Origin of the sequence: Methylomonas sp. (assembly GCF_023228165.1) — a bacterium.
Taxonomy (GTDB): domain Bacteria; phylum Pseudomonadota; class Gammaproteobacteria; order Methylococcales; family Methylomonadaceae; genus Methylomonas.
Map to the genome: position 1 here is coordinate 246,826 of NZ_JALOBS010000003.1, position 13,498 is coordinate 260,323.

The window sequence follows — 13,498 nt, forward strand, 5'->3', positions numbered from 1 at the left end:
AATTGCCCTGCTAATACGCACTGGAAAATGAGCATCGCCATACCGGCGTCAGTGAGCGCGCGTTAAGTGGCGAACAACGCCGACAGCGCGCCGTCCACCATCAGGCGGATTCAACAACTTGAAGCCCAAAATCCGCAGACTAGCCGAATTCGGCTCACTTTCGACCGGCCGTTTCCGGACCATTGCTCATGGCTGAGTGCCGAAATTTGAAGTGTGTTGGGTATGACTGTTCAGCACTACCTATCCTCTCGGCAACTGCTGCGTTGAACCGTTACAAGGCAATTGATGGTCTCAGTCTCGCGATGGAGCAATCTGATCCGTAAACCGCTACGGTTAACGGCTCAGAGGATCTTGCCGATAATATTGCTGTAATTGCTGGTAAACCAAAGGAAAATGCCTGGCCAAAATCTGTGGTGCGCTGAAAAAGTATTCACTGAATACCGCAAAAAATTCAGCGGGACTGCTGGCGGCATACGGATTTACACAGGTCAGCTCATGCTGTTGAACACGCTGCCGCAATAGCGCATACGCCTCGCTTAGCGCAGTAGTCCACTCCGGGATAGGCATCTTAAAATGCAACGGCGGCATGCCATTGCTGCTGCCGTCCAGCATATCCAATTTGTGGGCAATTTCATGAATGATGACGTTATGGCCGTGATGAATGTAGCGTATATCCTGTTCAACATCGTCCCAGGACAGAACCACGGGGCCTCTCGACCAGGCTTCGCCGCTTAATAGGCGCGCTTGCCGGTGCACCACGCCAGAATCATCGATTTCGTCTCGATTGACATGGAAAGCCGCGGGATAAATCACAATATCGGTCCAGCCTGACAGTAATTCTAAACCGAGATACAAAATCGGCAGACAGGCTTGCGCTGCAACGGTAACGCGTATTTCATCCGTGACCGGAAAGTCGATACCGATAATCGTCTTTTGGTGCAGAAATAAAGTGCTTAATTCCCGCAAATGGGCTTTCTCTACCGCTGTTAAGCCACGCAGAATTTCCAATCGGTCGGTTACGGCATGCCAAACATCATGCTGAATGGCATGCCGATGTAGAATGTAGCGGGTCTTGGCGCGCTTAATAAAATTCATAATCAGGGTAGAACCGCAGGTAATAAGGACAATTCTACGCTGGCTATTAACCCAATGTCGTGAAGTTAGCGATGGCCGCTCTCCTGCAGGTCATTGCTGGGATGAGCAGAATTTAAAACCGAAATTTGAAATGCGATAAATAGATTTAAATGGTGCCGGCAATAGGAATCAAACCTACGACCTTCGCGTTACGAGTACCGAAGCCGGCTCATAACAGATTGATTTTATGTAACCTAAACAAATAGCCCTCGGGTTGCAATGCCTATTTGTGCTCAACTGGGTTTATATGATTTACCCGGGTTTTACCCAAACCACCTTAAGTCTTCAGGCTGGTGCATGCTTCATACATAAATTCCAGTATGCAAGAATCATATCCATATCAATACAATTCCGATGTTAAATTCTGCTTATCCAGAATTTTAATTGACTCAGCCATTCATCTTCTATAAATCTGTTATAGGAGATTTTTATGAAGCGTGTAGTGCCAACCCCATTCCCTGTCGATCCTTATCTCGAGAACCCTGGTGTGTTGGGCGCAGCCATTCGCTCTGCACGAACCCAGGCCGGGATTCGTTTGGAAGATGCGGCGATGACCATTGGCGTGTGTTTACAAACATTGGTCGACATTGAAGCCGGAAAACCCGGTGTTAGTATCGGTAAAATTCTGCAAGTCTCGCAAGGATTGGGTGTGTCATTATTTGTCATACCTCAATCGCAACGTGAAATCGCTCGCCGTCGTCTGTCCGATTTAACGGTGGACAATCAAGCATGAAATTGACCGTTCAGGCCAACGGTATTTATATCGGTTGCTTGAGCTTGGGTGCCCTGTCCGGACTGTATGCTTTTGACTATTCGGTTGAGTGGCTCGCCAAGGAACAGCGTTTTCCACTCAGCCCGGTCCTGCCGCTGGTTCACCAAAGTGTGCCTGCGGAACGGCATAGCGCCAATGTACGGCAATTTTTTCGGAATCTGCTGCCCGAAGGGCAAGCGCTTGACGATGCGGCGCAAGCCAGCAAGGTGTCATAGTCTAACCTGATCGGTTTGCTGGTGGCATTAGGCCGGGAGACTGCGGGGGCTTTAGAGATCAACCTGGACGATTCGCAACCCTTATCGACGCCCTTAGCAGCCAAGCGGTTGCTCACCCGCGAAGAATTATCGCAGCGTATTCGATCACGTCCCGATCAAGCCATTAGCGTTTGGGACGGCAAAGTGCGCTTATCCATTGCAGGCTATCAGGACAAGATTGCACTATTGGAAGAAAACGGCTTATGGTTTCTGGTGGATGGAGGCAGCCTGGCATCTACCCACCTGCTAAAAACTGATCCAATCCGCAGCGGATTGCAGCATCTGACGAGTAACGAGTTCGCCTGCATGCGCTTGGCTCGGGCTGTCGGGGTAGCCGCAGCTGACGTTTGGCTCGAGCACATTCCGGAGCCCGTGCTGCTGATCCGCCGGTTTGATCGCAGAATTACCACTGAAGGCATCGACCGCTTACATTGCATTGATGGCTGCCAAGCGTTAGGCCTGGGTGTCAGTATGAAATACGAGCGTCCTTACGGCGATGGTGGTGATATACAGCATATCCGGGATGGTGCATCCTTACCCAAGCTGTTTGCATTATTTGACCGAGTCAGCGCACAACCGATTGCCGATCGTTTGGCACTATTGCGTTGGACCTTTTTTCAAACCCTGATCGGTAATACCGACGCACATGGTAAAAACTTGTCATTTTTCATCGATGCGGGAGGCATTCGCTTGGCGCCAGCCTACGATTTGCTGTGTTGCCTAATTTACTCTGGCGACCAGATCAACGATACGCTATCCATGGCAATTGGTGATAACGTTGACGTCCGATCATTAGCGGCCTATGACTGGGCCCTGATGGCGGTCGAATGCGGACTGAATACCCGATTGGTTAGCCGGAAGCTTAAGCAGGCGGCCGATAAAATTCCGAAAATTTGGCCTGAACTAAAACTCCATCTCGCAGCAGTTAACGCCGACGACGATACTTTGAACGCCATTGAAGCCACCCTGCACCAACAATGCCAGCAAGCATGCACTCAGCATGGCGGACAACATTCCGAAGATTTCAAAAGAGCTATTGTGAGCAGTCGATGCTTTCAAGCTCGCAGCTAGTTCGTTCATTATCAACTAGACCGATTCGATAATCCGCCTTGGTCAATGCGTGGAATGCGAATTAGTTTTCAGGATGTCCGTTAATTTCAGAAAAATACCTTCAGTTTATTTCTAAAGAAATACTTATTTGAGCTATATCCATTTCAATTTGGTGCGGTGTAGAACTGCAATCGCCGCCGATTGTTACAATAGCTTACGTTCCACTGTTCCGTAGCAGAAATAATGGCTTTCTCAATCAACATTTAACAGCTATGCCCAACATCCTGCACTTATTCTGGCATCCGGCGCCAAAACAGGATTTCCTGCAAATGGGTGACTTTCGCCTGTGGATCGAGACAGCGGATTCAGCCAAAACCAAAAAACAAAATCGGCATTCACGGCATTTCAACAGCGAATCATTGGGTAAATGGCTGCAGGAGTGCGCTGGCCTGCAAGCTATCGCGCCCACCCAGTTTGATCAGCTGGATTTACAACTGCCAACCGCCCAAGGTCAGCCATTGCCATGCCCGGAACTCATGATCGAGATGGAAGATGATCTGCTTGACCAAGCCGAATGGGCGGCCTGGGCGGTTGACTGTTATCGTCTTGCCGACAGCCCTATCAGCACCATCAACGAGCTACATTACCGGCTGATTTTTCAGGGCCATGAAATCAGGCCTGGTCAGGACTTTCTATTCTGGTACTACTATACCCAGTCACTCAAGACCTTGTTACAAAACGATCAATACATTCCCGCGTTACGCTGCCGGCAAGAAAAACCAAAAAGCCCCTATGAATTCCATGCAGCCTGGGAATTTCTGAGCGAAGCTTATGAAGCATTATTGACCGAAGCGGCCGAGCGCATGCCCGCCAGTGCAGCGCCGGGTTTTGAGGCTGTTTCCGTATTACGCCATTGTGCGGAAGTACTATTACGACAAACTGCTGGGCAAGCCAAACTCACCCAGGCTTTTCAGAAGAAAATGGTAGGCACCTTTCTGCCTTTCGCCTGTAGTCCTTTAACCGATAAACCTTGGTATACCAGCATCGATTCGACCTTTGGCAAACAGTGGGCAAAATGGCGGCGACGAGTAGTTGGCGGCGGCGAAGCCGAACACCGCTTTCAATTGGCGTTACAACTGCATGAGCCTAGCCCTGAAAGGCCTGAACACTGGCGATTGGAGTTTTTGGTTTGGTCACGGCAAGATCCTTCTCTGCAAACACCGTTAGCGGATTATTGGTCTTTAAAAAATCAGCAGCGCGACTATTTGCTAAAAGCGTTCGGTCAAAATTTTGAAGCGCTGCTGTTAGCCGATTTGGGACAGGCGGCGGGCATCTATCCGGCCTTGTGGACAGCCCTGGATTCCGCCGAGCCAACCGGCATGGTGCTGGAGCTAGATGAAGCCTTTGCCTTCCTGACCGAAACAGCCTGGATTTTGGAAGGTGCCGGTTACCGAGTAATCGTTCCGGCTTGGTGGACACCACAAGGTCGCCGTCGAGCCAAATTGCGCATGCGTTCCGCGCCTACCGGCAAGAAGGCCGGTAGCGCCGCCAAACGCAAGGGCCTCAATATGGACGAGCTATTAGCTTATCGCTACGATCTAACCCTAGGCGACGAAACTGTTGCGCCTGACGAGTGGGCACAACTGGTAGCGGCCAAGGCGCCACTGGTGCAATTCCGTGGTCAATGGGTCGTGTTGGATAAGGAACGGATGGCCGAGATGCTGAACTTCTGGAAACAACAGGACGAGACGGGCGACAGCTTGGATATGCAAGCGCTCTTGCAACGCACCGTTGACGAAGACAGTGATTTTGAAATAGATCCGGATGATGCGCTGGCTGCCATGCTAGCCAAGCTGCGTGATCATAGTCAACTGGAAGTCGTGGAAGACCCGCCCGGTTTACATGCACAGTTACGTGAATATCAAAAGCGTGGTGTGGCGTGGCTGGCTTTCCTGGACTCGCTGGACTTATGTGGATGTCTGGCCGATGACATGGGGCTGGGCAAAACTATTCAGGTCATCGCCCGCTTGCTGCATGAACAGAGCCAGGCGGATCGCCAGCCGCCAACACTGCTGATAGCGCCAACCTCGGTGTTGGGTAATTGGCAAAAGGAAATTGAACGCTTTGCACCGCAGTTGCAAACCCTGATTCACCATGGCGCCAACCGTTGTAAGGATGTCAAACTGTTCAGCGAAGACGTGCTGGAGAAAGATGTGATTATCGTCTCTTACAGTCTGGCCCTGCGGGATGCTGCGCTGTTATCGGCAATGCGCTGGCATCGCATTGTGCTGGACGAAGCGCAGAACATCAAGAACCCGGAGGCTAAGCAAACCAAAGCCATCCTCAAGCTGGACGCCCGTTTCAGATTGGCGCTGACCGGTACCCCAGTGGAAAACCGTCTGCTGGATTTATGGTCAATTTTCAACTTCCTCAATCCCGGTTACCTTGGCAAACAAGCCTGGTTCCGTAAACACTTTGAAACACCAATCCAGCGTGATCGTGACTCGGCTAAATCGGCACAGCTGAAACGGCTGGTTGAGCCTTTCATTTTACGCAGGGTTAAAACCGACCCCGCCATTATCAAAGACTTGCCGGATAAGGTTGAAAATAAACAATATTGCAACCTCAGTCGTGAACAGGCTTCGCTGTATGAAGCTGTGGTGCAGGATGTGGAAACACAGCTACAGGAAAGCGAGGGTATTCAACGCCAGGGCTTGATGCTATCAACATTGATGAAGCTCAAGCAGATTTGCAATCATCCTGCGCAATTCCTGCAGGACAACAGTCCGTTCGACGCCAGCCGCTCCCACAAGCTGGAGCGCTTGTCAGACATGCTGACGGAAATGTTGAGCGAAGGAGAAAGTGCTTTGGTGTTCACGCAGTTTACCGAGATTGGTTCACAATTAGAACGCCATATAAAAACGCATCTAAATTGCCAAACATATTATTTGCATGGCGGCACGTCCCGCACCAAGCGCGAACAGATGATCAGCCGGTTTCAGGATGCCGATTCGCCGCCAGCCGTGTTCGTGCTGTCGCTGAAAGCGGGTGGCGTCGGCATTACCCTGACACGCGCCAACCATGTGTTTCATTTTGATCGCTGGTGGAATCCAGCCGTGGAAGACCAAGCGACCGACCGGGCCTTCCGTATTGGTCAAACCCGCAATGTCTTCGTGCATAAATTTCTCACCTTGGGTACCCTGGAAGAACGCATCGACCAAATGATAGAGGAGAAAAAACAGGTGGCAGGCGCCATCGTCGGCAACGACGAATCCTGGCTGGCAAAACTCGACAATGAGGCCTTCAGGCAACTGATTGCCTTGAATCGAACCGCGATATTCGACGATTAAGGGGGCAATCATGCAAGCCATACGCACTTGGTGGGGACAACGATTTATGGAAGCGCTTGAACGTTTCACGGACTCAGCCCGTCTTGTCCGCGGGCGAAGTTATGCTAACAGCGACCGCATCAAATCCTGGAAATTGAAAGATGGCGAGATTTCCGCACAGATACGCGGCAATACAAACCCCTATTACGGCGTATACAAGGAGCCGACTTACCAGACGGCGATTTCCCTGAAAGTCATCAGTAACGACGACTGGGAATTACTGATCCGTCAACTCGGCAGCCGAGCATCTTTTGTATCCCGTTTACTGTTGAACGAGATGCCGGATACTATCGAAACGCCGTTTGAAGCACTCGATCTGCATTTATTGCCGCACAGCGGCAAAGATTTTAAAACGCGTTGTTCTTGCCCTGATTATGAAAATCCATGCAAGCATGTTGCCGGGCTCAGTTATTTTCTAGCGTCGCAACTGGATCAAGACCCTTTCTTGCTTTTTGAATTACGCGGATTGTCACAGCAGAATCTGTTAAAAAAGCTAAAGCAAACCCCTTTAGGTAAGGCGTTGGCCGAAGTGCGGGAGCAGGAGCAGGAACAGGCAGCGGCCTTTACAGCCGTTGAATCGTATTTCAGCCGGCCGATTGCGCTCGATCATCCGATTGCTTGCGACTATAAAGCCTTCTGGGAAAGCCACAAATGGTTGCCGGAAGATATGATAAGTCCTGCTGCCAGCCATTTTATCCCGGCCTTGCTGATCAAGAAAGGCGGGGATTTTCCCGATTTCTGGAAGCAATCCATGACGTTTCCATCCGCAATGGAAGGAGTTTATGAAGCTATCCGGAAAAAAAGCAAAGCCTGGTGATGTCCTGAGTATCCATCTAAAAATAGACCTTGTTTTTGAGTATTCCGCTGAAAATTGTCATGCATTCCTGGCGCAAACCAGTCACCAAAAATTTAAAGAAAGCAGCCACTGATAACCAATGAAATCACTCGACTTGGTTGGCGGCCATCGAACCGTTGCGGTCTATCGCTCAATCTGATCCCATGACAGCAATTGGATGGTTACCAGTCTCAGCGGCAATCTGGCTACGCAGACCTTGATTGCAGGCGCATTATTCGGACCCGGTTCGGCAATATGGAACGTCCTTGGGCAACTGACTCAGCCGCTGTTTAATCCCGCACTGCCGGCCGAAAAGCGCGCGGCATTGGCCGCATTCGAAGCGGCGGCGGCCAATTATCAAAGCGTCGTGCTCGAATCCCTGCGTAATGTGGCTGATGTTCTGCGCGCGCTGGAGAATGACGCCCAGGCATTAACGGCACTGCCGGCCGCCGATGCTGCGGCTCAGGGCTTTTTACAATCCGTGCAAAGGCAATATGCACTGGGTGCGGCCAGCTACGTTCAGCAACTTATCGCACAACAAGCGGCGCAACAGACCAGCATCAACTTGATCGCAGCGCAGGCACAGCGGCTGGTCGATAGTGCAGCTCTGTACCAAGCTATGGGTGGGGGTGTCAGTTAAGGCTGTACCCTATTACAGTTTTGGGCTGGGTTTTTGCAGTTATGCGGCCCCTCACTGAAATCTGGCGACGGCTCTTGATCGCTGAACTTGCGCTGTCAGACCACATGAATCGCTTACCCTGTCGAAGTCTGCTATTCTAAGCAGCCCATTCGAAGCCATTGAGTTATGGCGGCTTATTTTTTGCGATTTTCAATGAGGCGGTTGCGTTGCTCTGCCCATAATACGCTTGCTGTTTGTTCAGTAATGCTGCCGTCTTCTACCAATTGGCATAAGCCTAAATAATACGCGTATAGATTGATGATGCCCTCGTCCTTGGGGTACAGTTTGAAAAGGTCTCGCTGCTTTTGATCACTCTCAGGATTGCAGAATTCGCCTGGGATAGGCAGAAAATCAAACTTGTCGCCATCCCCTATGGCCGCAAAGCCCATTGTTGTAAACAGCATTAGAGTCGTGACTAATAACCCTTTCACGAGCATAAGTCACTGCGGCGGCATGCTGTTATTACCAAAAGACTTTCCATTGCATTACTGCCATAAGGTTTTGAGCGAAGAAATTCATGTTGCCCCTGTTTCATTCGGCTATCGTGCTTTTATTTAAGGAGCATTGCCAACTTATTTCATGGACATCGGCATAGGCGTTGTCAGACTTCGACCAATCAACACTACCGCCAATAGCACTAGACCGGTTAGCACTCCCATAAGTATCGTCCCCAGCCATAATTCCAGAAACAGGTCCAGTCGCGCATTCTCGGGCTCCCCGGCATCGTAGAATACCGTCAGGGTATCGCCGACACGGTAACCGGCATAAGCACCGCTGCCGTCACTGTTTAGGAACAATGTGTTGCCTTGTGGCGTGCGGTATTCGACCACCAGAGAAGGCAACTCATCCTGCTTGATTTCAACCACCCGGCCTGCCGTGCGCTCTGCCGCAACCTGAAACCATATACTTTTATACGCCAAATAACCCGTCAACAACACAAAGGGCGCCAACAGCAACGCCAATCCGATCAAGGTGCTGCGATGGTCGCGGTGAAACAGACTCTTGCGCGGCGGCATCTTGAGGCCCATCATCCGCATGGCATGGGCTTCAAAATCAGTATGATCCTTATGCTGTTCGGCAGCATTGTCTTGCCTAAAACGCGCTGTTTCTTCCTTAGCGGGTACGCTGTCCTCCGCCCGCGATTGCTGTCGCATACGCGATAACAAAGCACTAAAGGCATGCGGGGGCGACATGGCCTCGCTTAGACGCATGATGGATCGTCCCCGCCGGTCCAGGACCTGATAAACATTCAAGGTGTCGGGACGCTGATCCGAAAAGGTGTGATGGCGATCATAACTACGCTGCGCTTCCTGGTTCAGATTGACTAGCTTGACATCCGCTATCACAGACCAGGGAATACGTTTAAGCCCAAAAAAGCTGCTATCAACCAGTCCGGTCCGATCCTGATAAATAGTTCGTGAGGCGGTTTTGGCGAACGTGAACAGCGCCAAAAATACCATCCCCAGCGCAGTGGTCGGATACGCCAGTAGGTACCTATCACCGGCTGCTTCGGATTGAATGGCCGGCATGAGGGTTAAAGCGATCAATACCATTATCACCAGCCAAAAGATCACGGCTTTTCGGTTGCTGGCAGATTCAGAGATGGGTTCTGCATCCATACTGCCAAAACCAATGTGTTGCTGCGACGAGAACGTGGCAACCCAGGTGCCGTTTATGAAAGTAACATCCTCTCCCCACAGTGAATAACGCCTTATCCAGTGCCAAATTGCCGCTAACAGTAACAGTGTTAGGCCATTTCCCGCGACAGGCAACCAAAAGCCACTGATGCTGGCTATAGCCAATTGGTCTGGTTGCCGTGGATTTTGTAACAGATCCACTTGATCAAAAACGGACAGCCACGCATAGGGATCGGATGCCAGCAGTAAGCACGCCGTTCCCTCGTCTCTGGCTATACAGTTTTTCGGCAGGGATTTATTGGGTATGGCATCCGCAAATGCCGATGTCGTGATCACTTCAACTTCATTAGTCAAGCCTAAGTTGTCGATTTCGGCCGGTTGTCGGGTCCAATTGCTCAGTTTCTCAATGTTGTCGCGGCTCTTTAGTACGGCGAAATACACCTGACTCAATGCCAACAGCGCCATGGCCAATAATAGGGCGGCCTTAATAGCCTTGATGACGGTTAAATCTCGATTCGGAATCATCATAATCGGCGTCTACGCATACGTAACGAAATTGATTAGATGATCGCCCACCTTGCATGCATCCCGCAAGACTCGCTTGAAGATAAAATGAAGCTCAGTGGCTGTGGGGGTTCGAATACCAAATCCAGGGCAGCAACGCTATTTTGGCAACTGTATGTCTCCTGCTTCGTCTAAGGCAAAGAAAGGGTTATAACAGACCTCCCACAGAAAGCCATCGGGATCGGCAAAGTAGCCTCTAAAACCGCCCCAAGGTGCTTGCTCTCCCGAGCGCACCAACTTTCCCCCGGCAGTAACGGCTTCTTGTAATGTTGACTCAACTTCGCTTTCGGAGCCGACATTATGTGAAATGGAGAAACCAGGAAAACCCGAGCCCTCTGCCGATACGTTGGCATCATCGGCCAGCGACTGGCGACCAAATAAGGCAAACACTATGCTGCCGACTTTGAAAAAGGCGACTTCCGTCTGGCTGCCGGAAGATTCGGCCCATCCAAGTGCTTGATAGAAACGGCGACTTCTTTCCAGATCGACGACTCCTAATGTGACAAAACTAATGGCCTGTTTCATAAGCTATATTTCTCCTAAATGACTTTTCAACAATACCCAGCAAGTTAGACTTTATATATTATGGACATAGCTTAGGAGTGTGCATGTATAAACGTAGACTGATTGCTCTTGTAGGTGCGGATTTATCCGCACCATGCGCATGAATTCGCAGCTACAGATCTCAAAGGTATTGCCTATTCAGCAAGCCAGTTAGATAGAATTACTGAAAAAGCATTACACAACGCCCGAATGGGCAACAAAATTGGTGCCGATATCACTGGATGAGCCATCAATCATCTTATCGCCACAAGCGGAAGATGATTTTACTGACATTCTGCAATACACCTTTTAAACATGGAGCGAAAAGCAGAGGCAGGTTTGCCGTGTTGTCATCGATAAGGCTCTTCTTACAATTCAGCACAATCCTGAAATCGGATACCGGCGGCCAAAGCTTTCAAAAAGCACTAAATCAGTCAAAGCCAGCTAATCCACAATCTTGTATTTTTGCCGGGAGGTGTCCACCCGATCACGCAATTCAGTGCCCGGTTTGAAATGCGTGACGTGCTTTTCGGTTAAGGCAACGGCTTCGCCGGTTTTGGGATTTCTTGCTTGTCTCGCCTGGCGTTGCCGCAATGAAAAGCTGCCGAAGCCCCGGATTTCAATGCGGTCACCCTGGGCCAGTGTTATGGTCAACTGATCGGCAATACAGCGAACTGCCAGTTCCACATCTTTCAATAGTAAATGCGGTTGTTTTTGCGCAATCGCTTCGATTAATTCCGACCGGGTCATACTTCCTCATCCCACAACATGGGAAACGCTTTACGCACCCGGTCAATATCTGCCTGATCCACGTTTTTGCCGCGTAAGGTCAGCAACAGGGAATATAAATCCTGGGTGCTGACTTTGAAGGTTTGTTTGGGGGTGGCTTTTATCGAAACCGATAGACGCTTTAAGGTGGCTTGAAACGGTAACGGTTTCGCCACGGGCTGAACCGGTTTAGTCAGTTCGTTTTCGATAATCTCTTTTTCGTTACCCGGCGGGGCTTGGAGTGCTTTGCGCAGGATTTCTCGGGCTCTGGCCCAGGACAGTTCACCACTCGCTAATTTTTCACGCATGGGTTCGGTGGTTAAAGGCGCATAGCGAATAATGTCTTCGATCCAACTGATGCTTTTATCAAAAAACTCGGCAATACGCTCTTTGGGCCAGTTGGCGTTGTTCAGATAAATTACGGTCTGAAAATAATCGGTGATTCGAGTGTCGACGCGATCTGAATTCAGTTTCAGGTTGAGGGCTTTTATTTCATCCGGATCACCGGTTACGATCCGGACATCGACTCGGTCGAAATAGCCGGGATTTGCACGCCGAATGCCCTGAATGGCCTCCATGCGATGAAAGCCACCAACCAGGTAATATTCCTTGCTGTTTCGCTCCCACACCACCAAAGGCTCAAACAAGCCATTGGAGACGATGTCTTTTTCCAGATGAGCTACTTTGGCCTGATCCAGATCGCGGTGATTGGTCAGGGTGTGATGATATTGGATTTGGTCTATCGGTAAATATTCGTAGCGCTTGGTCGCCAACATAACGTCACCTCATCAGGGAATAAAAGGTTTATGTGGGTGTTAATCTCAAACCCCATTCAATTGTGCGATCGACTACTTTACTTGATCCGAATCATCGGTCAACCCAAGATTCACGCAAGCCGCATGCAGATATTGACTAGCTTCTGCCAGCAAATGCATAGCCTGCTTCTGCCGCTGATCGGTTGGGGGTGACTCTAACCACTCCAGTAAAAGCTGTTGGGCTTTGTCTCTAAGGTTCTTGATGTCGGCTGTCAGGTTTTCGTTCATATGGGTCGGTCATGATCAATGGGGGGTTTGCATGCTGCAAAAATATCGAGTAACACCTTAAGACGCTGATTCTACCGAAGACAATGCCGGTTTGATCAGGTATTTTTAAGGAAAATACAGCCAGATTAAAAAGACAATCCCCAAGGGATCGTGTAAGCCATTTCGATTACTGATACATAAACGATATTTTTGCCATAAAACCTCGAATTTCGACCTTAACGGGGGGCAAACCGGCATCAACAACGGGCGTTCTTCGGCAAAGCAGTCAGCGATAGTCCGTGACGGCTGATAGGGATGCAGGCGGGAGGACAACTTCTGGCAACGTCTGGCCAGCCAAGCGTTGAGTTCGGCGAAGTCAGCAAAACTCGGTGTCGGCGTGAACAGCCATTCGCTGATATTGCCAACCTGATTTTCCACCTGGCCTTTTTCCCAACCCGATTCCGGCGTGCACGCCACCGGCTCAAACAAATAATGGTTGGCCAAGGTCAAAAAGCGGCGATTAAAGCGGCGCTCCTCTTGTGTCCTGTGGGAATGCCCACGAAAATCGCATCCACCACGGTTTTCAGATCGTCGTAGACCATCCGTTTCGGTACGCCTCCGAAGAAAGCAAAGGCTCGATTATGGGCATCCAACACCATTTCCTGGGTTTCCCGTGGATAGGCGGCCACGAACATCTGCCGGCTATAACTCAGCCGAAAATGGGCGACTTTCACCACCTGTTCCACGCCGGCGATGACGACCCTTTCATGACTCCAGTCGAATTGGCAGGTCTCGCCCGCCGGAAACAACAGCGGCACGAATGCTTGTTTAATCGCCGGACTCGCAGAACG

Annotated in this window: 13 protein-coding genes and 1 pseudogene; 6 read left to right on the plus strand and 8 right to left on the minus strand. The window is 50.3% G+C overall.

Annotation, left to right across the window (positions count from 1 at the left end; all coding sequences use genetic code 11):
* Positions 1-333: 333 nt before the first annotated feature.
* On the minus strand, positions 334-1,095 hold the full coding sequence (locus M0R33_RS03800) for a M90 family metallopeptidase (RefSeq protein ID WP_292565292.1): 762 nt from the start codon (positions 1,093-1,095) through the stop codon (positions 334-336).
* Between the two features lie 469 nt (positions 1,096-1,564).
* Between M0R33_RS03800 and M0R33_RS03805 the strand changes: the two genes are divergently transcribed.
* The 6 genes from M0R33_RS03805 to M0R33_RS03830 all read left to right on the plus strand — a co-directional run bounded on the left by M0R33_RS03805 (position 1,565) and on the right by M0R33_RS03830 (position 8,074).
* The gene (locus tag M0R33_RS03805) at positions 1,565-1,867 is read left to right on the plus strand and encodes a helix-turn-helix domain-containing protein (RefSeq protein WP_292565295.1); all 303 of its coding nucleotides are present in this window, start codon (positions 1,565-1,567) and stop codon (positions 1,865-1,867) included.
* Positions 1,864-2,121 carry a HipA N-terminal domain-containing protein gene (locus tag M0R33_RS03810; protein WP_292565298.1) on the plus strand — a complete coding sequence of 86 codons (258 nt, stop codon included), beginning with the start codon at positions 1,864-1,866 and terminating at the stop codon, positions 2,119-2,121. The genes M0R33_RS03805 and M0R33_RS03810 overlap by 4 nt, the downstream gene beginning before the upstream one ends.
* A 21-nt stretch (positions 2,122-2,142) precedes the next feature.
* A complete protein-coding gene (locus M0R33_RS03815) occupies positions 2,143-3,231 on the plus strand; it encodes a HipA domain-containing protein (protein WP_292565301.1) in 1,089 nt (362 codons plus the stop codon).
* 251 nt (positions 3,232-3,482) lie between these two features.
* Positions 3,483-6,560 carry a DEAD/DEAH box helicase gene (locus M0R33_RS03820; RefSeq protein ID WP_292565304.1) on the plus strand — a complete coding sequence of 1,026 codons (3,078 nt, stop codon included), beginning with the start codon at positions 3,483-3,485 and terminating at the stop codon, positions 6,558-6,560.
* Between the two features lie 10 nt (positions 6,561-6,570).
* On the plus strand, positions 6,571-7,416 hold the full coding sequence (locus tag M0R33_RS03825) for an SWIM zinc finger family protein (protein ID WP_292565307.1): 846 nt from the start codon (positions 6,571-6,573) through the stop codon (positions 7,414-7,416).
* A gap of 196 nt (positions 7,417-7,612) precedes the next feature.
* The gene (locus M0R33_RS03830; RefSeq protein WP_292565310.1) at positions 7,613-8,074 is read left to right on the plus strand and encodes a TolC family protein; all 462 of its coding nucleotides are present in this window, start codon (positions 7,613-7,615) and stop codon (positions 8,072-8,074) included.
* Between the two features lie 173 nt (positions 8,075-8,247).
* On the opposite strand, the gene M0R33_RS03835 is transcribed toward M0R33_RS03830, so the two are convergent.
* From M0R33_RS03835 to istA, 7 genes and pseudogenes are all read right to left on the minus strand, one after another.
* A complete protein-coding gene (locus M0R33_RS03835) occupies positions 8,248-8,550 on the minus strand; it encodes a hypothetical protein (protein WP_292565313.1) in 303 nt (100 codons plus the stop codon).
* 135 nt (positions 8,551-8,685) lie between these two features.
* A complete protein-coding gene (locus M0R33_RS03840; protein WP_292565316.1) occupies positions 8,686-10,278 on the minus strand; it encodes a DUF3592 domain-containing protein in 1,593 nt (530 codons plus the stop codon).
* A gap of 135 nt (positions 10,279-10,413) precedes the next feature.
* Positions 10,414-10,839 carry a VOC family protein gene (locus tag M0R33_RS03845; RefSeq protein WP_292565318.1) on the minus strand — a complete coding sequence of 142 codons (426 nt, stop codon included), beginning with the start codon at positions 10,837-10,839 and terminating at the stop codon, positions 10,414-10,416.
* 462 nt (positions 10,840-11,301) lie between these two features.
* Entirely contained in the window at positions 11,302-11,607 is a 306-nt protein-coding gene (locus M0R33_RS03850; RefSeq protein WP_292565323.1) for an integration host factor subunit beta, read from the minus strand.
* Complete coding sequence (locus tag M0R33_RS03855) at positions 11,604-12,401, minus strand: ParB/RepB/Spo0J family partition protein (RefSeq protein ID WP_292565326.1); 798 nt, start codon at positions 12,399-12,401, stop codon at positions 11,604-11,606. Before M0R33_RS03855 ends, M0R33_RS03850 begins: the two co-directional genes overlap by 4 nt.
* 72 nt (positions 12,402-12,473) lie before the next feature.
* On the minus strand, positions 12,474-12,668 hold the full coding sequence (locus M0R33_RS03860) for a hypothetical protein (RefSeq protein ID WP_292565329.1): 195 nt from the start codon (positions 12,666-12,668) through the stop codon (positions 12,474-12,476).
* Positions 12,669-12,899: 231 nt separating this feature from the next.
* Positions 12,900-13,498: pseudogene (gene istA, locus M0R33_RS03865) on the minus strand (IS21 family transposase); the annotation flags it as partial.